The 20504-nt window shown below is 44.5% G+C and carries 19 protein-coding genes and 1 other annotated feature; of the genes, 4 read left to right on the forward strand and 15 right to left on the reverse strand.

Going from position 1 to position 20504, the window contains the following annotated elements; translation table 11 throughout:
• Window positions 1-105: 105 nt before the first annotated feature.
• Window positions 106-1539, reverse strand: a complete 1434-nt coding sequence (locus L3V30_RS13060; RefSeq protein WP_005396293.1) for a sodium:alanine symporter family protein — start codon at window positions 1537-1539, stop codon at window positions 106-108.
• Window positions 1540-2260: 721 nt separating this feature from the next.
• Between L3V30_RS13060 and L3V30_RS13065 the strand changes: the two genes are divergently transcribed.
• Window positions 2261-2446 carry a DUF3545 family protein gene (locus L3V30_RS13065; RefSeq protein ID WP_005396294.1) on the forward strand — a complete coding sequence of 62 codons (186 nt, stop codon included), beginning with the start codon at window positions 2261-2263 and terminating at the stop codon, window positions 2444-2446.
• Between the two features lie 234 nt (window positions 2447-2680).
• Here the strand turns inward: L3V30_RS13065 and L3V30_RS13070 are convergent, their stop codons facing one another.
• The 3 genes from L3V30_RS13070 to nfo form a co-directional block, all read right to left on the reverse strand.
• Entirely contained in the window at window positions 2681-3232 is a 552-nt protein-coding gene (locus tag L3V30_RS13070; protein WP_005396296.1) for a hemerythrin domain-containing protein, read from the reverse strand.
• A gap of 112 nt (window positions 3233-3344) precedes the next feature.
• Window positions 3345-4025, reverse strand: a complete 681-nt coding sequence (gene ung / locus L3V30_RS13075; protein ID WP_005396298.1) for a uracil-DNA glycosylase — start codon at window positions 4023-4025, stop codon at window positions 3345-3347.
• Between the two features lie 283 nt (window positions 4026-4308).
• Window positions 4309-5196 (reverse strand): deoxyribonuclease IV, encoded by an 888-nt coding sequence (nfo, locus tag L3V30_RS13080; RefSeq protein WP_046873969.1) that lies wholly within the window; start codon window positions 5194-5196, stop codon window positions 4309-4311.
• 326 nt (window positions 5197-5522) lie between these two features.
• Here nfo and grcA point away from each other — a divergent pair, with 326 nt between their 5' ends.
• Window positions 5523-5900 (forward strand): autonomous glycyl radical cofactor GrcA, encoded by a 378-nt coding sequence (gene grcA / locus L3V30_RS13085; protein ID WP_005381814.1) that lies wholly within the window; start codon window positions 5523-5525, stop codon window positions 5898-5900.
• A gap of 92 nt (window positions 5901-5992) precedes the next feature.
• Here grcA and L3V30_RS13090 read toward each other — a convergent pair whose 3' ends face one another.
• The 5 genes from L3V30_RS13090 to thrL form a co-directional block, all read right to left on the reverse strand.
• Complete coding sequence (locus L3V30_RS13090; RefSeq protein ID WP_046873970.1) at window positions 5993-6652, reverse strand: NAD(P)H-dependent oxidoreductase; 660 nt, start codon at window positions 6650-6652, stop codon at window positions 5993-5995.
• A gap of 115 nt (window positions 6653-6767) precedes the next feature.
• Window positions 6768-8048 carry a threonine synthase gene (gene thrC / locus L3V30_RS13095; RefSeq protein ID WP_006742682.1) on the reverse strand — a complete coding sequence of 427 codons (1281 nt, stop codon included), beginning with the start codon at window positions 8046-8048 and terminating at the stop codon, window positions 6768-6770.
• Entirely contained in the window at window positions 8045-9001 is a 957-nt protein-coding gene (gene thrB, locus L3V30_RS13100; RefSeq protein ID WP_237309110.1) for a homoserine kinase, read from the reverse strand. Before thrB ends, thrC begins: the two co-directional genes overlap by 4 nt.
• Window positions 9002-9021: 20 nt before the next feature.
• Window positions 9022-11481, reverse strand: a complete 2460-nt coding sequence (gene thrA / locus L3V30_RS13105; RefSeq protein ID WP_006742684.1) for a bifunctional aspartate kinase/homoserine dehydrogenase I — start codon at window positions 11479-11481, stop codon at window positions 9022-9024.
• A gap of 53 nt (window positions 11482-11534) precedes the next feature.
• Window positions 11535-11654: a sequence feature (Thr leader region), on the reverse strand.
• Window positions 11590-11667: a thr operon leader peptide gene (thrL, locus tag L3V30_RS13110; RefSeq protein ID WP_074192076.1), complete on the reverse strand. Its 78-nt coding sequence runs from the start codon at window positions 11665-11667 to the stop codon at window positions 11590-11592. Its footprint overlaps the feature before it by 65 nt.
• A 425-nt stretch (window positions 11668-12092) precedes the next feature.
• Between thrL and L3V30_RS13115 the strand changes: the two genes are divergently transcribed.
• Window positions 12093-12563 carry a ribonuclease regulator gene (locus L3V30_RS13115; protein WP_065645163.1) on the forward strand — a complete coding sequence of 157 codons (471 nt, stop codon included), beginning with the start codon at window positions 12093-12095 and terminating at the stop codon, window positions 12561-12563.
• On the opposite strand, the gene L3V30_RS13120 is transcribed toward L3V30_RS13115, so the two are convergent.
• On the reverse strand, window positions 12560-13042 hold the full coding sequence (locus L3V30_RS13120) for a putative 4-hydroxy-4-methyl-2-oxoglutarate aldolase (protein ID WP_005396309.1): 483 nt from the start codon (window positions 13040-13042) through the stop codon (window positions 12560-12562). The genes L3V30_RS13115 and L3V30_RS13120 overlap by 4 nt on opposite strands.
• A 55-nt stretch (window positions 13043-13097) precedes the next feature.
• Window positions 13098-13505: a DUF3293 domain-containing protein gene (locus tag L3V30_RS13125; protein WP_031780532.1), complete on the reverse strand. Its 408-nt coding sequence runs from the start codon at window positions 13503-13505 to the stop codon at window positions 13098-13100.
• 361 nt (window positions 13506-13866) lie between these two features.
• Between L3V30_RS13125 and arcA the strand changes: the two genes are divergently transcribed.
• On the forward strand, window positions 13867-14583 hold the full coding sequence (gene arcA, locus L3V30_RS13130) for a two-component system response regulator ArcA (RefSeq protein WP_005381824.1): 717 nt from the start codon (window positions 13867-13869) through the stop codon (window positions 14581-14583).
• 83 nt (window positions 14584-14666) lie between these two features.
• Here arcA and L3V30_RS13135 read toward each other — a convergent pair whose 3' ends face one another.
• From L3V30_RS13135 to L3V30_RS13150, 4 genes are all read right to left on the reverse strand, one after another.
• The gene (locus L3V30_RS13135; RefSeq protein WP_104971276.1) at window positions 14667-15116 is read right to left on the reverse strand and encodes a hypothetical protein; all 450 of its coding nucleotides are present in this window, start codon (window positions 15114-15116) and stop codon (window positions 14667-14669) included.
• Between the two features lies 1 nt (window position 15117).
• Window positions 15118-17472, reverse strand: coding sequence for an aerobic respiration two-component sensor histidine kinase ArcB (gene arcB / locus L3V30_RS13140; protein WP_046873978.1), 2355 nt, complete (start codon window positions 17470-17472; stop codon window positions 15118-15120).
• Window positions 17473-17713: 241 nt separating this feature from the next.
• On the reverse strand, window positions 17714-19462 hold the full coding sequence (locus L3V30_RS13145) for a sensor domain-containing diguanylate cyclase (protein ID WP_048626644.1): 1749 nt from the start codon (window positions 19460-19462) through the stop codon (window positions 17714-17716).
• Window positions 19463-19497: 35 nt separating this feature from the next.
• The gene (locus tag L3V30_RS13150; RefSeq protein WP_046873980.1) at window positions 19498-20457 is read right to left on the reverse strand and encodes a TIGR01212 family radical SAM protein; all 960 of its coding nucleotides are present in this window, start codon (window positions 20455-20457) and stop codon (window positions 19498-19500) included.
• Window positions 20458-20504 lie beyond the last annotated feature (47 nt).

The raw sequence follows: 20504 nt of genomic DNA on the forward strand, positions 1-20504 counted from the left end.
CCCTTCTCTAATTCTGTTTTTTAATAGGGTACAAAAAAAGCCATGCATTGTCTGCATGGCTTTTTACATCGTACTAATAGCTTTCAACTATGAGTGATAGCTCACTTAGTCTTTTTTATCGTTGTACCAAATGCCCTCTTCAAGCTGAGATTTCAGCTCAGGGAAGTCATTCGCATCAAACGTTGGTACTTTACCTTCACCAAGTTGGCGGTTGTAATCTTTTGCTAGCTTAATCACGATGCCAGATAGCAAGATGATTGCCACCAAGTTGACTATCGCCATCAGCCCCATCGAAACATCAGCAAGTGACCATACGACTGGGAGCGAAGCAAGTGCACCAAACATCACCATACCAAGAACAACAACGCGGAAAATGCTTAGGCCCGCCTTATGGTTGTGCTCTAGGAAGATTAGGTTCGTTTCAGCGTACGAGTAGTTCGCGATGATTGATGTAAATGCAAAGAAGAAGATTGCCACGGCAACAAAGATGCCACCCCAATCACCAACTTGCGAGCTCAATGCACGCTGAGTTAGCTCGATACCCGTCACTTCTGTTGCTTGACCGACATACTCACCTGACATCAGGATGATAGCCACTGTCGCTGAACAGATAACGATCGTATCCATGAACACGCCTAGCATCTGAACATAACCTTGAGATGCAGGGTGTGGTGGGTAAGGCGTTGCTGAAGCCGCCGCGTTTGGCGCAGAACCCATACCCGCTTCGTTCGAGAATAGACCGCGTTTAATACCGTTAATCATTGCCTGTGCAATCGCGTAGCCAAGACCACCAGCCGCCGCTTCTTGCAGACCAAATGCACTCTTAAAGATAAGCATTAATACATCAGGTAGCTTCTCTAGATTAGAGAACATGATGAACAGTGCTAGAGCCAAGTAAAGCAGCGCCATTATCGGAACGATCATCTCTGCGACTTTTGCGATACGCTTGATACCACCGAAAATTACAATCGCAGACAGTACTACAACCGCGATACCAACGTACAGGTCACTCCAACCAAATGCGGTGCTCATTGCATTTGCAATTGAGTTAGCTTGTACGGCGTTGAATACCAAACCAAAAGCGATGATTAGGAAAACTGAGAACAATACGCCCATCCAACGCATGCCCAGGCCTTTTTCCATGTAGTAGGCAGGACCACCACGGTAGTTGCCATCATCATCTTTGGTTTTGTATAGCTGCGCCAGAGTACTCTCTGCAAACGACGTTGCCATACCAAGCATTGCGATCAGCCACATCCAGAAGATCGCGCCAGGACCACCTGCAGTCAATGCAACTGCAACGCCCGCCATGTTACCTGTACCAACACGTGCAGCAAGACTAGTACAAAGCGCTTGGAAAGAAGAAATACCAGCTTTGTCTGCTTTACGACTGTTCTTAAGAACAGAGAACATGTGGCCGAAATGGCGGAACTGAATGAACCCTAATCGAACGGTGAAGTAAATACCAACACCAACAAGAAGATAAACCAGAATCGACCCCCAAAGGAGATCGTTCATCAAATTGATTAAGTCTGTCATGTGTACCTCAAAGTGAGTTGCGCCGGTCTATGCGTCCAAGCCATCCACCAAATTGCCTGCTAAGTGTCAAAGTGTGCTTAGCTTTTTAAGTAATGTTTATGGGCAATCTAGAATCGTAAACGTCGCTTCATGCATCCATTTTACGTACCAGCGTATTTTTTGACGGGCGGATAATGCAACCTAGGAGCGCAAAAATCAATATGCAATCATGATAATAACATTGTTATTTTTCACTATAAAGTCACCAAAAAATAACATAAATGGAAGACTTAACACCCATAAGCCGCAACATTTCAATTACCAAATGCCAACATAAATAATTATCGCCCACCAAACAGAACGGAGACCCATATAATTAAGACCAAGCTAGTATTCACAAGGTGTTACATAAATTTGCTCTAGTGCCTTACCATCTAATTGAACACTATTTCATCAAACTGGTTTTATGCAACTTTGACCTTTGCACTGTCCCCCCACTCGCCAAATCGAATTAACATTGAAAATCTCTCTATTTAATCGTTTTCTTGAGATCGTTTGTGCATTTTTTAGCCATCACATTGCAATGAAAAGTGTGATTTTGAGAATATTTTTGCACGAAAATGTCATGCTACCGACACAAATGCGAAATATATCATGGTTATTCTCACGGCTATTGTGGTACTTAAAAAACTCCACAAGGACTGGTTACAACAGTTTAGCTTAAGAAAGGTAAAGGTGGCTTATGGAAGGCTTTCAACTAGATGACATTTTTAATCTGGATACTACCTCAACAACCAAATCTCGTGCCAAACCAGTAAAGCGAAAGTGGCGTGAAATAGAAGAGATGAACGACAGGCGTAATTTGCTTAAAGAGCTACGCGAACTTGATGCCTGTACCGACTACAACTTGGAAGACATTAAACTCTAATTCAAACAAAAGGCACCTTAAGGGTGCCTTTTGTTTTTGTTTACAGTAACGGTAAACGACTTGAGTTTAAGCGCCAGGATTTGAGTATGAGTACCGTTATTACTCAATAGGAATTTTCCCGTCTTTGGGTCGAGAAGCGCAAACGATAAATTTACGTCCAATTCTCAATAAATAAGAAATGCAGCTAACAAACCCGAGTGATACTTTCGCTCGCTCAGGTTTTATCGCACACACTTAAACATACTCAGCATCACTTTGACGCACACGTTCAGCTAACTGTTTATAACGATCGGCAATGGTGTCACCAAAAACTGGGTCATCTTCACTGACGCTCCATAAGCTTTCAACATGCTGCCAATCTTCGGTAGTGAATAACTCCTCAATGAGAGGCAGGATTTTTCGCTCCTCTAACTCCAAGTGGCGTCTTTGTGATTCAATGAAATCCTCTAGGTGGGCCACAAACATGTCTTGAGGCACAACAGCATCCTGCAGGATCATCTCTATCAAGGAAGCAAACTCTTTGGTTTTACTTGCTAGCTCTTGGTGTTCTTTCTCTAAGTTTTCCATGGTCTGTTGCTTACCATAGTGCTCCAGAAAGTGGTGATAGAGAATATCTTCTTTCGGATGGTGAACTTTTTCTGAATGATTAGAGAGGTAATCAACTATCTCGCTTACTAATGCATAGTTGATCGCACGTTCTTCTTTTATCTCATTAAGTTTATGGCGCAGTATCGCCAACAGACGAACCATATAGCCGTGTTCGCGTCGAATTCTTTCGATCATCATAGCGTCTCTCCTTAACACCTACTTTTAATAAGTGTACATGAGAAATTTGCCATCAGCCTCGAGCGTGCTCAAAAAAACAGCGATAATGGTAGCATTATCGCTGTCTCTTCTTTTATACAGTTAATGGCAAATGCCAGTTGATTGGTGCTTTTCCTTGCGAGGCAAGTAACTGGTTTGCTTGAGAGAAATGCTTACAACCAAAAAAACCTCGGTGTGCTGAGAGTGGTGATGGATGTGGTGCGGCTAACACATGATGTTTATTGCGATCAATAAAGCGCCCTTTCTTCTGAGCGTGAGAGCCCCACAATAAAAACACCACGCCTTCCTGATGCTGGTTTATCGCTTCAATCACTCGGTCAGTGAACGTTTCCCACCCCGTTTTTGAATGTGAATGCGCTTTACCTTGCTCAACCGTCAATACTGTATTGAGCAACAATACACCTTGCTCTGCCCAGCTTTGTAAGAATCCATGCTGAGGGATTTGGAACCCTTCAATATCTTGAGCCAGCTCTTTATACATATTAACGAGTGATGGTGGTGTTTTGATTCCAGGAAGAACAGAAAAGCACAAACCATGTGCCTGATTTGGGCCATGGTATGGGTCCTGCCCCAGAATCACTACTTTAACATCGTTAAACTCGGTAAATCGAAACGCGTTAAAGACATCTTTCGCTGGCGGAAAAATCGCTTTGCCTGCGGCGCGTTCTGCTTCTACAAAATTCAAAGTATCTACAAAGTAGCTCTGTTTTTTCTCTTCGCCGATCACATCGTGCCAAGTGGGTGACTGATTCATGGAAAGTTCCTGTCCTAAATTTTGCTTCTATTCTAACGAGCGAAACCCAAACAAACAAAAACTTACCACGAACTTGAGAACAGTAAAAAAAGACTAATGCTTCTGTGGCGTTCGAAAATGCCCCTGTCCGGTAATGTGACGATTAGGCATCGGCAAACGAAGCACGCGGCGGCTATATGCGTAAGAAGCAAAAGAGAGTGGTCGAGACATAGTGGCATCCTTCTTTCTTAATTCCAATTGACTTAAGTGGCTAAGAAAGAAAGGTGCCAACTCTGTGATCACATCATTGGTTATCTATCGCCGCTAGATGAAACTGACGCAGTGCGTTGATTTCTTGCTGCCAGATGTCCGGATCAATTGTTTCTAAAATCAGAGGGATACCATCAAATCGAGGGTCTTTAGCGATGTACTCAAAGCAATCCCACCCGATCTCTCCTTTGCCTAATGAGTGGTGGCGATCCACTTTGCTGGCAAACTCAACTTTTGAATCATTTAGATGCATTGCTCTTAAATAGTGCATCCCAACAATACGGTCGAATTCAGCAAAGGTATGCTCACAATCCTCTTTAGTACGCAGATCGTAACCGGCGGTAAACGTGTGGCAAGTATCGAGACATACACCAACACGTTCTTTGTCTTCCACTTGATCGATGATTTCAGCAAGATGCTCAAACTTCCAACCTAGGTTTGTACCCTGACCTGCCGTATTCTCGATTACCGCGATCACATTCGGCACCGCTTTGTGCGCAAGATTGATCGACTCAGCGATCGTCGCTAAGCACTCCTGTTCCGAGACTTTCTTTAAGTGGCTCCCAGGGTGAAAGTTCAGCAACGTTAAACCCAATTGATTACAACGCTCCATCTCATCGATGAATGCAGCGCGTGACTTATCCAACTTATCCGCTTCTGGTGCACCTAAGTTAATTAGATAAGAGTCATGGGGAAGAATATGTTCTGCGCCGAAACCCAGCATTTTACAGTTCGCTTTAAACGCACTGATGGTTTTTGCTTCTAAAGGCTTCGCCACCCACTGGCGTTGGTTTTTTGTAAATAGTGCGAACGCATTCGCGCCAATTTCGCGAGCTCTCAACGGCGCTTGATCGACCCCACCAGCAGCAGAGACATGTGCACCAATGAGTTTATTCCCAAGCTTGTTTTTCATGTTTGTCATTTAATCACTTTAGACTTTCAGTATTGCTACCTAAATACAGATAGTTGCGTTAATCAGTTTAAACTTTAAGCTCATTTTGTAGTAAATTTACAACAAAATGAGTTATTAAATATTTTTTATATTATCAAATAAATTGTAATTAGTTTGTTTTTAAAGGTTTTATTGATTTAACTCAACAAAATCACCTTAATAAAAATAATGTTTTTGGTTGTTTTTTGACTTAAATCAATATTAAAATAGTGGATATTAGCTATATAATACTCAGCTCAACGAAAATTCGAAAATTAACACCAATAATCACCACGTAAGTGGTCTAGGAGATAGTGATGATCCAAGGTATCCAAATTACAAAAGCGGCAAACGACGACCTACTAAACTCTATCTGGCTATTAGATAGCGAAAAAAATGAAGCTCGTTGTGTTGCTGCAACTGCTGGCTACGAAGCAGACCAAGTTATCGCAATCAGCGATCTAGGTGAATACGAAAGCCGTGAAGTAGCAATCGAAACAGCTCCTCGCATCGAAGGCGGTCAACACCTAAACGTGAACGTGCTTAAACGCGAAACACTAGAAGATGCAGTTGCACACCCAGAGAAATACCCACAGCTAACAATCCGTGTTTCTGGTTACGCAGTACGTTTCAACTCGCTAACTCCAGAGCAACAACGTGATGTCATCGCTCGTACTTTTACTGAGACGCTATAATCTCAATAAAATCGACTTACTCACATTTAAAAAGCTTGGTCTCAATGGCCAAGCTTTTTTTGTTTTTCCATGCATCTAACCGTTCTGTTCCTTTACGGAGCATTTCTCTGTGACGGATCCTTCTTAAACACTTCAGCCAGTGAGGTTGGGTCAAGCCTTTCTCTTTGTTGTGAAGCGCCTTCTGCCCACCAAATGAGTTGATGAATTGTGCGATTCATATAGCTGTCCCACTGCGTCTGCTGCAATTCATCCGCAACGACACCCTGTTCGTCAAACACTTCTTGCGCTTTCGGAATGTGAATCATCGCCGAGACAGGTAAACATCCAAGTTCAGATAAGAAGGTACGCATCGACACTGCAGCTCGAACACCACCCCATTGTCCAGCAGAATAGGTCACGATAGCACTTGGCTTATAAGAAAACAGCGAACTACCAAAATGGTTAAGCATATTAGCCAAGGCAGGACTCATCGAATGGTTATATTCCGGACTGACCATCACGTACCCATCGGCACTTTTAATTTTGTCTGCCAGTTCTCTCAAGTGGGCTGGCACTTTAGCGCGATGGTAAGCAAACTCAGGCTTAAACACGTCGTCAAAGTCGTAGTTCAATGGGTCAATGATTTCGACGGTATGTTGCGAATACTGATTCTTAAACAACGTTTCACAAGCTCTACTCACTCGCATGCCCAAGCGGGCTGGTCGTGGCGGTGTGCTGTCCCTTACTGAGCCTAGAAAAATCAAAAAATGCATGCTTCTATTTCCATCTTTAAGTTCATTTCTCAATCATAAAGAGAGTCGAGACTTACCGACAATAAAAAAGGCGAATGATTGCTCATTCACCTTTCGTCGTTCATCATTTTAATAATTACTGTACGCGGCGCAGTACTTGTTTCAATGCATCAAAGTCTGCGTCTAGCTCTTCCGATAGCAGTTCCATTGCCGCGTGCTTCGCTAGCGGTGCAGGAAGCTCGATGTCAGATTGCAAAATGTCATCCACCACTTCTTTGAACTTCGCTGGGTGCGCAGTACATAGGAACAGACCGGTTTCACCATCTTGCAGTTGCTCTTCAAGAACGCGGTAAGCAATCGCACCGTGCGGTTCACATAGGTAGCCCAATGAGTACAGGTCTTTCACAGATTGTGCGCTTTGCTCATCTGAAACCGCGCCTTTACCTAGAGTCTCTAGGCCCCACTCTTTCACTCGGCAGAGCTCTTCGATACGCGGCCAGTTGTTCGGTTGACTCACGTCCATCGCGTTCGATGTCGTTGCAACCGTTGGTTTTGGCTCCCACTTACCTGTTTCTAGGTAGCGCGGAACCGTGTCATTAGCGTTAGTTGCAGCGATAAAGCGTTTGATCGGCAGACCCAGCGCTTTTGCCAGTAGACCAGCAGTTAGGTTACCAAAGTTACCACTTGGTACAGACACGACTAGGTTTTCACGCTCTTGTTTACTCATTTGCGCAGCTGCTTCAAAGTAGTAACAGATTTGCGCCATCAAACGGCTGATGTTGATTGAGTTTGCAGAATTCAGACCGATCTCTTCACGCAGTGCGGAATCATCGAAAGCTTGCTTAACCAGAGCCTGGCACGCATCGAAGTCGCCATCGATCGCGACAGTGTGAATGTTCTTGCCTAGCGTACAGAATAGCTTCTCTTGCAGTGGGCTGATCTTGCCTTTCGGGTAAAGAATCACAACGTTGATGTCTTCCATACCATAGAAAGCGTGCGCAACGGCTGCGCCAGTATCGCCAGAAGTCGCAGTCAGAATGGTGATCTTGCCACCGTCCGATACCGCCGCAAGAGATTGCGCCATAAAGCGACCGCCAAAATCTTTAAATGCCAGCGTTGGACCATGGAAAAGCTCTAACGCGTAAACACCGTCTTTGACTTGATTGATTGGCGCCGGGAATTGGAACGCTGCGTCCACAAGCGCGTTGACTTGCTCTTCCGCCAGCTCATCACCGATAAACGCTGATAAAATCTTAGTGCTACGAGAAACAAAGTCTTCTGCCAGTAGCGCATCAACGTCTTCAAACTTTGGTAATTCCGATGGGAAAAATAGACCTTGGTTACGGCCTAACCCTTGGCGAACGGCTTGGCCAAAGGAAACTTGTTCATCATTTTCTTTTATATTGTAAAGCTTCATAGCTCACTTCCTGTTACTTTCGAACCCTGCTTATCTAGACGACAAACGTGGACGAATCCTTCTTCGTTTTGTACGTAGTTCTGTTCTAACCAGCGAGCAACTCGCTCAGCGACATCTTTCTCTTTGCAAATACTGAACAGTGTTGGACCACTGCCAGAAATACCGGTTGCTAACGCACCTGCTGATGCAGCGTATTGACGTGCATTCGCAAAGCCCGGAAGCAGTTTCTCACGATACGGTTCTGCGATCACGTCTTTGATCATTTTTGCAGCTAGCTCTGGCTGACCAGAATGACACGCATGAATAAAGCCCGCAAGGTGACGACCATGAGCGATGATATCTTGTCGGCGGTATTGAGATGGTAGGATCTCACGCGCTTCTGCTGTTGATACTTTGATTCCCGGATACGCCATGACCCAGTACCAATCATCAAAACAAGGCACTTCTTGACTGATGATACCAAGCTCTTCCAGCATCAACTGCACACCACCAAGGTAACACGGCGCGACGTTATCGTAGTGAATACCACCAGAGATCTTGCCTTCCATTTCTCCCATCAGCGCTAACAGCTCAGTCTCATTCAGCGGTTGACCATGGAATCGGTTTAAGGCATCCAGCGCCGCCACGATAGAACATGCACTTGAGCCTAGACCTGAGCCTATTGGCATGTTCTTTTCTAGCTTCATTTCAAGTGGTTTTAGCTCAACACCTTTTTTGTCTAGTTCGCGAGCAAACACCACCCAACAATCGTAAACGATGTTTTCTTTTGGCTCTGTAGGCAACTTAGAGACAAAATTACCCGCAGTTTTCAGACTGAACGGCTCAGTCCCTGCCTTAACTTGCACTCTGTCACCTAGCAAGGTTCCATCCACTGGGGACACCGCCGCCCCCAATACATCAAAACCAACACTTACATTACCAATTGATGCTGGGGCATAAACCACTACATCCATATCACTTGAACTCATTCTTGTTATACCCCTAGTTTCCAACCTAAAGTACGCATCACGTCAGAGAATACACCCGCAGCTGTTACCTCAGTACCTGCGCCATAGCCACGCAACACAAGTGGGATTGGCTGGTAGTAACGGCTGTAAAATGCCAGTGCGTTTTCACCGTCTTTGATTTTATACATCGGATCGTTTTCATCCACCGCAGCGATGCTTACTGTGCACTTGCCCTCGTTAATTTCACCAACGTAACGCAGTACTTTGCCTTCTTCTGCTGCTTTAGCCGATAACTCTTTGAAGTAAGCGTCCGCTTCTGGGAGACGCGCCATAAACTCATCAACACTGCCTGAATCATCAAAGCCTGGCGGTAACGCTTGGTCAACAACAACGTCTTCAAGCTCTAGTGACATGCCCGCTTCACGAGCCAGGATCAACAGCTTACGCGCGACATCCATACCAGACAGGTCATCACGAGGATCTGGTTCAGTAAAGCCATTTTCTTTTGCGATATTCGTCGCTTCACTTAAGCTCATTCCTTCATCTAACTTACCGAAAATATAAGAAAGAGAACCGGAAAGAATACCGCTGAAGCGCTCCAGTTCATCGCCTGCAGAAATTAGGTTTTGCAAGTTTTCAATAACTGGTAGGCCTGCACCTACGGTTGTTTCATACATCAATTTACGACGGGAGCTACGAGCCACATCGCGAAGCTGATGGTAGTACGCCATGCTTGCTGTGTTTGCTTTTTTGTTTGGTGTTACAACATGAAAACCTGCCGCTAGGAAGTCGGCGTATTGTTTAGCAATGTCTTCACTGGAAGTACAATCAACCAATACAGGGTTGATAATATGATTGCGTTGTACCAAAGAAATCAGACGCGCTAGGCTGAATTCTTCTGTGGCTGCTGACATACGATCACGCCAGTGCTCGAGCGGTAAGCCTTCGCTATCAAGCAAAAGACCTTTGCTGTTTGCTAAGCCACAAACTCGAATCACAATGCCTTTCTCAGCCAGTTTGACTTGTTGGCGCTCGATCTGATCCACAAGCTCGCCACCCACACCACCAACACCAACAACGAACACATCGAGGAAGTGTTTCGAGTTGAATAGGTTTTCGTGACACGCTTTGATCGCTTCAGAAATTTTGTCTTCTGGAATAACGGCAGAAATCGCACGTTCTGATGAGCCTTGTGCTATCGCTACGATATTCACGTTCACTTCAGCTAGAGAAGAGAAGAAGCGAGAAGCCACACCACGCGATGTGCGCATACCGTCACCAACAAGCGTAATGATTGAAACATTATCAATAAACTCGACCGGTTCTAGTAAGCCATCTTTCAGTTCTAGCTCGAACGCATCTGCCAGCACTTGCTGCGCTTTCGCTTTATCTTCAGCCTCAATACAGAAGCTGATGCTGTATTCAGAAGAAGACTGAGTGATCAGAACAATAGATACACCAGCAGACGACATCGCACCGAATACACGGCTCGCCATGCCTACCATGCCTTTCATACCAGGGCCTGATACGTTAACCATGGTTAGGTCGTTAAGTGTTGTAATACCTTTGATCGCAAGATTATCTTCACCAGTATCTTGGCCGATAAGAGTACCTGCACCTTGAGGGTTAAAGCTGTTTTTGATCAGACATGGAATGTGGAATTGAGCAATAGGGGCGATGGTTTTCGGGTGCAGAACGGAAGCACCAAAATAAGAAAGCTCCATCGCTTCTTGGTAGCTTAGTGATTTAAGTAGGCGAGCATCTTCGACTAAACGTGGGTCACAGTTGTATACACCATCAACGTCGGTCCAGATTTCACAACAGTCTGCGCGTAAGCAAGCTGCAAGAACCGCTGCCGAGTAGTCAGAGCCATTACGACCAAGCGTGACAAGCTCTCCTTTTTCGTTGCCAGCTGTAAAGCCCGGCATAATGTTCACGTGGCCCTGAGGAAGGGGTTTTTGACGGAAGTTTTGCGTTGAAATATCCACATCAACCATAGCTTCAAGATGATCACCTTGGGCATACAGATACTCGACAGGATCGATCAAGCTCGCTTGTTGTCCCTTCGCCTCCAAGACAGCTTTCATCAACTGAATGGAAACACGCTCACCTTTACTGATAATGCGCGCATTTACGTTGTTTGGGCACATACCTAATAGATTGATGCCGTGAACAAATTGACGTAATTGAGATAACGAGGTTTTCACTTGGTTATCGAAAGCTGAACCATCAATATTGGGGAGTACTGCTTGGATTTGAGTGAAGAGCGTTTTAAACGATTCATCCAACTCTTTGATTTGCAGCTCTGCTTCACCATTGCGCAACGCGCCTTCAATGACCGCAACCAACTTATTTGTTGTTTTACCTGGGGCTGAAAGAACAACCGCCACTTCTTCTTGTTGAGCGTTATTGGCAATGATGTCTGCCGCTCTTAAAAAGCGATCTGCATCAGCTAGTGATGAACCGCCAAACTTCAATACTCGCATCCCTTCCTCCGGTATATCTTCTCAAACTTGTCTAAATTCTGGATAAAAAAGCATAAAAAAAGGCCTGTATCTTGTTGGATACAGGCCTTTTTTGTGAATTTCTTTCGCTCAGCAGCCTGCCCCAACATGTGTCGTGTCGGTAATAATAATGGTCGTGGTCATTACTACTAGGCTGTTAGATGGCATAAATAAATATTCAACGTTAATTGTGTTTGCTTAACTCTACGTTTACCGAGTTTCCGATTCATAGTCAACAAAAAATTGTTTGTTTTTCAGTCTTACAGCGATTTCTGCTAAGCAATCTTATTGATACTTAAAGCTAATTGGATGTTATTGCTCGTTAGGAAATCTGTCGCTAATTTTTGTAGGGAGCTCATCCCATCGTCATCAGTCTCACTTTTTACTCCATAACTAGTCTGATCTTCGTCATAAAGCGTAAGATCAAATTATGAAAGGGAGTTGTTGACACTTAACAACAACTTAACTGTGACCTATGTTCACAGGATCGAATTATTTAGAAAATAGGTGAGCTAGCTTTCATATTCTATGCTTTAATAGTGAGAAGCTTTGGGCACATACTAATAAAAAAGTTGACACAAGGAGTGGTGAGCATGAAAAGAGGGCTTTTTCTGTTGCTGTTTTTTGTGCCTGGCGTTTGTCTAGCAAACGAGCTTCCGCCTCTTCCAGGCAAAACATCCCCTTCTCCTCATAAACTATTTATTTCCAGCGACAGCTATCAATCTGACAGTTTCGATGTTTGGAATATCGACACGGGTTATGCGTACGAACTCTTTGACTCAGTAGACGTTTACGTCGGTGCACGAGTCAACAACTCTCCAACCCAAAACCAAAGCGGTTTTTTGAGTGGGATCAGCTATCACTTCAATGATCGTGTCACACTAAAAAGTACGGTTCGCTCTTACAAGAATGAGACTGCGGAAGGTATTCGCCAAGAAGACAGCAGCCTCGCAGCTGAAGTTTCAAGTCGCGTAAAAATCACCGATAAACTGGATCTTCACGCGACTCTTGATTACCAAGATTGGCAACAAGGTATTGAGGTAGGTTTAGGCTTTCGTTTTTAGAAATCTAATTTTTGCTTTGAAATCAACACACCATTCCAATCAGCGTACACATAATGCTTCGGCTGCACGATTTGGTTTTGCATCGTTAAGGTCACATTGACCTCTCCCATACCTCGCTTCTCTGTCTTAAACGGATTGGTACCAAGTGCTTGCACACCAATGTCCATCTGAGATATTTGTGCTACGTCGCGTATTGCACCATAGACAATAATGCCTTCCCACCCATTTTCTATTCCGAGTATTGCTAATTGATCGCCAAGCAATGCTTTCTGACACGAACCATGTCCGTCAACAATCAATACTTTCCCCGTCCCATCTTCGCCCAGTACTTCACGTACTTTTGAGTTGTCGTGATAGCAACGCACTGTGACAATTTCTCCGTAAAAAGCGGTGCGTTGACCAAAGTTCTGCAGTGGCAAAGTAAGCAGGGTAACTTGGTCTTCAAATTGGTCACAAATATCGGGTGTAATGTCTCTCATATTTCCTCCGTGAATTTTCTCACCCAAGCAGTGCTTCGGTGAGTAGTATCCTTTCCTATACGAGTCGAGGCTTAAGGGAGCCTAACTTATGCAACACTTTCGGCTGTGAGCACGCAATAAGGTAAAGTTGATCATCAATGACGTAGTAAATCGCGTTTTGTTGAAAGTCATTCGCCAATGCGACCGCCGCCTCTGGTGATAACTCGACGGCAAAGCTTTCCTCATACCATGTAAAAGAGCTGTCACCTACTGTGATAGGCGCGTAATTAACGTGCTGTAGTAGCGTTTCTAATGCTTGATTGCTTATGCAGTTCTCTTCTTTGGACCGCAAATTACTGTATGGGTTCCAAGCGGTTATCACAGCGTAGTTTGAAACGCACCACTCGGCCTCGAATCTGAAAAAAGATTCTGAATAAGCATTCCATAACGATGCGTCTATGTTCGTATTACTTTTTTCTATCATAAGTCTTAAACGATTAATAACAGTTACATTTCATCAATTGATATAAATCAACAAACTGAATGGAATTAACATTTGAGCATTGTTAGCATGCTGTTAACAATATAAAATCCGCTCCATATCTTAGGGTGTTTACGTTTCAGGCCCCACAGAAAGCAGGAAATGAAAGGTAAACAAGCCCTTTAGAATAAACGTCGCCATTGGATACTGGTGAGTTGGCAAAATTCCATGGAGGGCGGATAACTGAAAGAAGTGTTTTTTTGATCAACTTGATTTATTATCAAAATCACATTACCTGTATGTTATATTTTTGCCTAGAATTTATTCTATTAGCACAATTTTGTCACAAATTTAGGTACCGCCAATGCAAACCCCGCAGATTCTTATCGTTGAAGATGAGCAAGTAACTCGTAACACTCTTAAGAGTATTTTTGAAGCAGAGGGATACGCTGTTTTTGAAGCCAGTGACGGTGAAGAGATGCACCAAGTGTTGTCTGACAACTCAGTCAACTTGGTTATTATGGACATTAATCTTCCAGGCAAGAATGGCCTTCTGTTAGCGCGTGAACTACGCGAACAAGCGAACATTGCTTTAATGTTCCTGACAGGCCGTGACAATGAAGTGGACAAGATCCTAGGTCTTGAGATTGGTGCAGATGACTACATCACTAAACCATTCAACCCACGTGAACTGACTATTCGTGCTCGCAACCTACTTAGCCGCTCAATGAGCTCTAACGCGGTGCAAGAAGAGAAACGCTCAGTAGAAAAGTATGAATTCAATGGTTGGGTACTGGACATCAACAGCCGCTCTCTAGTAAGCCCTGCTGGTGATAGCTACAAGCTCCCTCGCTCTGAGTTCCGAGCTCTACTGCACTTCTGTGAGAACCCAGGTAAGATTCAAACTCGTGCAGATCTTCTTAAGAAGATGACTGGCCGTGAACTTAAGCCGCATGACCGTACTGTAGACGTAACGATTCGTCGTATTCGTAAACACTTTGAGTCTGTTTCAGGTACTCCTGAAATCATCGCGACTATCCACGGCGAAGGTTACCGCTTCTGTGGCGATCTAGAAGACTAATTGAATCGCTAATACGCAAAGGGCTTGCTCATTGAGCAAGCCCTTTTATTTTGGGGTTAGCAATTAGCGGACAATCACTGAATCTAATAAACCTTGTTAATCTTCACGTACTTTTCCACCAACCAGCGCTGTTTACCTGCGTCGTCTAAAAGTACCGCGATATCAACCGATTTTTCTGTGTCCGCGTCTACCTGAGACGTGAAGGCAACTTCCCATTGGCTCTCACTATGAGTTCGAGTTTCTAAAGAGTCTTCATCCACCCACCACTCTTTTTCCCCTTGCTTGATGATAAGCGCTTCGGCAGTCAGGTTGGCTGGGAGTAACTGGTCTCCTTCAAGGTAAAGTGATCCTTGAATGCTTTGTTCTTGCACTTCCCCAACGGTCGGCATCAGGTTCACCCATACGTTACTTTTGAGCTCGACATTCACCTGGTTAATCGTAATCTGACTGTTTTGTTGCCAGTTCACACTTGGAACGGAACTGCAGCCTGCCATCAATGCTATAACCAACGCCAACGGTGCGATTTTTTTCATGTTATTTCCTTTGTTCCAACCAACTTTTGAGGACTTGAATATCGTTTTGGTATTCATTTTTGATCTCTTCAACCCAGTCTGAAATGTTTTCCCACCATGCTGGCATATCGGGAGATTGCGCTTTCTGCGCCACACTTTGGATACGTTTGAGGCCAATCGAACCTGCAGCGCCTTTAATTTTATGCGCTTCAGAAACAATCCCATCTTGATCTTTCGCCGTCATGTTTGAGTCTAAGACATCAATATAGTCTGGCATCATGTCCTCAAACATTTTTATGCTGTCGTAGACCGGCTTGGCACCAACAATGTCGACGTAAGACTCTAACATATCCATATCGAGCAAGTGTGTCTCAATCACAGGAGAAGGAGTCGGCTCTTCCACTGTTTCTGGAACGCTCTCAGGTTGCTCTTGCTGCTCTACCTGATGCGCGAAGAATTTATCAATTACAGACTGAATGGCGTTCACAGCAAGCGGTTTACTGATGGCATCATCCATGCCGTTATCTAAGTATTCACGACGATCTTTCATCACATTAGCTGTTAGGGCGACCAATGGAGGCAGATTGTTATAATGCTCGCGATAATAATTTGCGACATCAAACCCCGTCATATCAGGCAGCTGAATATCCAACAACGCCAAGTCATATTTTTCTGGCACAAAGTTCACGAGCGCTTCTTGTCCCGTCATCGCCACGGTAACGGAGTGCCCTAAGCTCTCAAGCAACGATTTGGCAACAGTGACGTTAAGCTCAATGTCTTCGACCATAAAGATGTTGAGATGCACATTATCGCGTTTTGCATCAATGACAGGTTCTTCGAGTTCCACAATAGGAACGTGAATCGATACGGTAAAAGTACTACCAAAACCCTCTTCACTGGCGACAGTGATGTCACCATCCATCATATTGATCAGTTGCTTAGATACCGCCAAACCAATGCCTGTACCGACCGCATGTAGGTTGTCTTTGCCCGACTTCACTTGGTAATACATGGCAAAGATTTTATCGAGCTCGTCTTCTGGTATGCCAATACCTGTGTCTTCCACTTCCATAATAATGGTGGCAAAATCGTCTTCTACATCCGCGCTCACCGTCATCACAACGCCACCTTCTTTGGTAAACTTCATTGCGTTGCTAACCAAGTTCCAAATTACCTGACGTAAACGGGTCGCATCCACTTCAATTGCTTTTGGTAAATCACTCAAACGTTCTAAGTCAAAACGCAGCCCTTTTTGCTCCGCCATCAAAGCTGAGATGCTTTCAATCTCAGCGACGAAGTCTTCGAAGTTAAGTGGCGCAGGTAATAGTTCTAGCTTGCGGCGATCAAACTTATCCATATCGATAATATCGTTGAAGATGTTACCTAGCGTAATCGCACTCACATTGATTGTCTGCATGTGTTTGCGCTGCTCTTCTGTCAACGGACTATCGAGAAGCATGCGACTTAAACCCACAATGCCATTTAGTGGCGTTCGCAGTTCATGACTGATAGTTGAGATGAAAGTAGTCTTATCACGGCTTGCTTTCTCTAACGACTCTTCATGACGTTTACGTTCAGTGATATCACGGCCAAAACCTACCAATCCAAGGTGACGACCATCTTTGCTGTAAAACGGCACTTTACGCAGTTCAAAGTAGTGCTTGCGTCCATCAGGATACTCTAGCCACTGCTCGTAAGTGATGGCTTGATTATCAGCGAAGACCTTTTGGTCAGTATCAACGATGTGCTCAGCGATTTCTTTGCTATACACATCCCAAGGGCTTAATCCGACTAACTGGTGCTCTTTCTTGCCCGTTAGCTCTTCCATTGCCCGGTTACAACCGGAGAACACACCATCGGCATTGCGGTAGTAAATTAAGTCTGGCGAGGCATCAATAAATGAACGCAGTAGTGCAGTGCGTTCCGCCAGCTCTAACTGAGTACGCTCTCGTTGGAACACCTCGTTTTCGAGATCTTGCATCGCCTCTTCTCGAGCTTCTTCTGCTTTAATACGCTCTTCAATTTCTTGGTTGAGCTTTTCGATGTTTTGTTGCAGTTGATAATTCAGTTCTTGGTCTCGCGAGCGCATGTCTTTCAGTTTGGACACCAACTTGGTTAAACGCTGGCGAGACTCTTCTAGCTGATCAACAACAACAGAAAGAAAATAAACCGCCCAAGGTGTAATCAAGAGACCAAAAAACACCGAACGGACAATGTCGATATCGTCGACTCGCCCCTTGAGAGCTAAAGTAATCCCCACCTGCACCACAACGGCTAATGCCACCAGCGCAAGGGCCAGCAAAATCGAGAAACGAACAATCCCCAGTTTGACTAGCAAGTCGACATAATACTGGGCGAGATTTTTCATGGGTTTCATTAACTACTCCATGGTGCTGGCTAAATGTTGCCCTTCAATGATAAAAAGCGAGCAGACATATTCGGCCTAACGCAATTTAGGTCTGTGTGATTAGTGAAAAATACGTAGTGCGAACTGCGCTTGCTAAACAAGATAAAAAGATAAGTTAACCAACGAACGCACAGGCTTCGGTAAGTTTAACGTGTTTAATACGGCGATTTAAACAATCAGCTATCAACTTAGAGCAAGCGGTCACAAAGCGTTAGCAAGAACTGGGGTGAATACAGGTGCGATTACGTCCATCAGCTTTGGCTTGGTATAGCGCACTGTCAGCCATGGCAATACCCATTTCCGGTTCATCACCATGTTGAGGAATATAAGAGACAAGACCGATACTGACCGTGAGACGTTCCGATGCTTCTGAGCTGTCGTGCTCCATATCGAGTTGTCGAATTTGTTCATGAATACGCTGCGCTACATTGCTCGCGCCTTCCGTTGTGGTATTCGGCAGGATAAAACCGAACTCCTCACCACCATAACGCGCAACACAATCCGAAGAGCGATTGATGACTTTTGTGAATACGGTAGCAACACTGACCAATGCTTCATCACCTTGTTGATGGCCGTAACAGTCGTTGTAATCTTTGAAAAAGTCGATGTCACACAACATGATAGTGAGCGGCAGCTTTTCGCGGGCATGGTGGTACCATAGTACCTGCAGTTGTTCATCGAAGCGGCGTCGGTTCGATACCTGAGTTAAGCTGTCCATAAAGCTCAACTTTTCTAACTCTAAATTGGCTCTCTCCAACTTTTGTTCGGCAAGGTAACGTTCAGAAATATCACGCGCCATGATCAGCACACCATTCGTTCCTGAAGCTTTATCTTTAAAGGGCGATTTCACCACATCAAACCACGTACTTTTGCCATCACTGCTAACGACTTTATCTATGTATCGGACAGGCTCTGACTGACGCAATGCATCTAAATCACTAGCAGCTAAGCGAGCGTACATCTCTTCAGGAATGACATCTTGAAGGCGCTTACCGATCAAATCAGACACGTCTGAAATACCTAATGCATTAACGAACGGTTTATTACACGCTTGATAGACCATATTCTCATTGAAGATACCGATAGAGTCAGGGCTAGCGTCAAGAATAGTTTGTAAGATGGTATCCCTTTGCGCCAACGCAACTTCTGTATCTTTACGGCGCTCCATTTCATCTCTCAGGTTTTGCTGCATTTTGTGCCACTCGGTCACATCATGACTAATGGATAATGTACCGATCAGCTCACCACTCGGTGACACAAGGGAATTTTGATTCACTTCCAATAAGCAACTGCGACCTTGTGGATCCGTCGTCCACTTGCGCTCACTCTTTCTGCTAGCCTCACCCATGGAAGCCTTTGATGCGCAGGCTTCTTCCCTTCGCCCTTCCCAAAATTGATCAAATGCTCGGTTCGTCGTTAATAAATTCCCTTGGCGATCTTGGGTACAGATTAACTCAGAGAGTGAGTCTAGTGCCGAACGGGCAATCGTTAATTGCGCAAGCTCTTGTTGCTGCTCTTGATGAGTGGATTGATATGGCTGCGCGTAGATGATCCAAACACGGTGATTGCGCAGCAAACTCTTTCTTCCTGACAACTCCACCTTGATAGATTCGCTTTCAGATAAGCGCCAATCAAATACCTGCTGGCTAAAATGACGACTAGAGACACTGTCTAGAAACGACTCAAGCTCACGAATATCGAATAAAGCGGGATACAAATATCCCGTGCCTAGAGAGCGAATACCTAATAATTGCATCGCAGCTTGGTTAGATAACAAGATCTGAGCATGGCCAGTATCCAGCACTATGACTGGATAGGGTGAATCCGTTACGAGTTGCTTAAGTGATGTTTGAAAGTGCAAATAGATCAGTGCTAACGCGCACACGCTAGCAATTAATAACAAGACGACATAGCCATAACCGCCTTGACCATCCCAAAGCCAATTGAGTAACTGATCCATCGTTTAAACCTTTAAAAAAAACTGGTTAAAATATATCAGTTATTTATTGAGCGATCTGCTATTAATTCCGGTTTAGTATAGATAAAAGCGTTTCCCGTTAGGCTTCCTTGAGCACCATGTTCACTGAGGGATCGACCAATTTCAGTCATCGCCAGCCAGCGGTTTTCACACCACAGTGGTGATAATAAGGTAGGTCTACGAGCTGCTGATGAAACCCGATGGTAAATCACGTCCGGTGGCGTCATACGAATAATCTCACTGGCAATTGCGACATACTCTTCTAGCTCTGGCGCCTCTAATCGTCCTGCACGCCACGCTTTCGCCATGGTGCTGCCTTCCACGATATGAAGACCATGTAACTTGATGCCATCAGTGCCCACAGCCAACACTTTTTTCAGCGTCTCAATGTTATCGTCGCGGCTTTCTTTCGGTAATCCCACAATTAAATGAGTACAGACTTTAATACCTAGCGCACGCGCACGCTTGGTGATTTCGGCATAACATTCGAAATCATGACCGCGATTGATGCGCTTAAGGGTGTCGTTATTAGCGGTTTGAAGCCCTAACTCTAGCCAAATTTCATAACCTTGCTTTACATAGTCAGACAGTAAATCTAATACGGCATCAGGCACGCAATCTGGACGAGTCCCGACACACAATCCCACAATATCAGCCGCTTTTAGTGCTTCTTCATACATATTTTTCAGCACTTGCACTTCCGCATAAGTACTGGTGTAAGCCTGAAAATAAGCGAGATACTTCTTCGCTCGATGAATTTCGCCCGCACGATCTTTCAACTGATCGTGAATACTCTTTATCTGTACTTCTTCATCCGCAAACGAAGCCACATTACAAAAAGTACATCCTCCCCGACCAATCGTGCCATCTCGGTTAGGGCAACTAAATCCACCGTGCAACGTTAGTTTATGGACTTTTTCACCGTATCGACGCTGAAGATCTTGGCCGATTGTATTGACCAACTCATGTAACTGCATAAATTCTCACCAACAATGAACCGTAATCAATCTCACTACGATCTGTG

This window comes from Vibrio sp. A1-1 (assembly GCF_021728175.1).
GTDB classification, from domain to species: Bacteria; Pseudomonadota; Gammaproteobacteria; order Enterobacterales; family Vibrionaceae; genus Vibrio; species Vibrio diabolicus.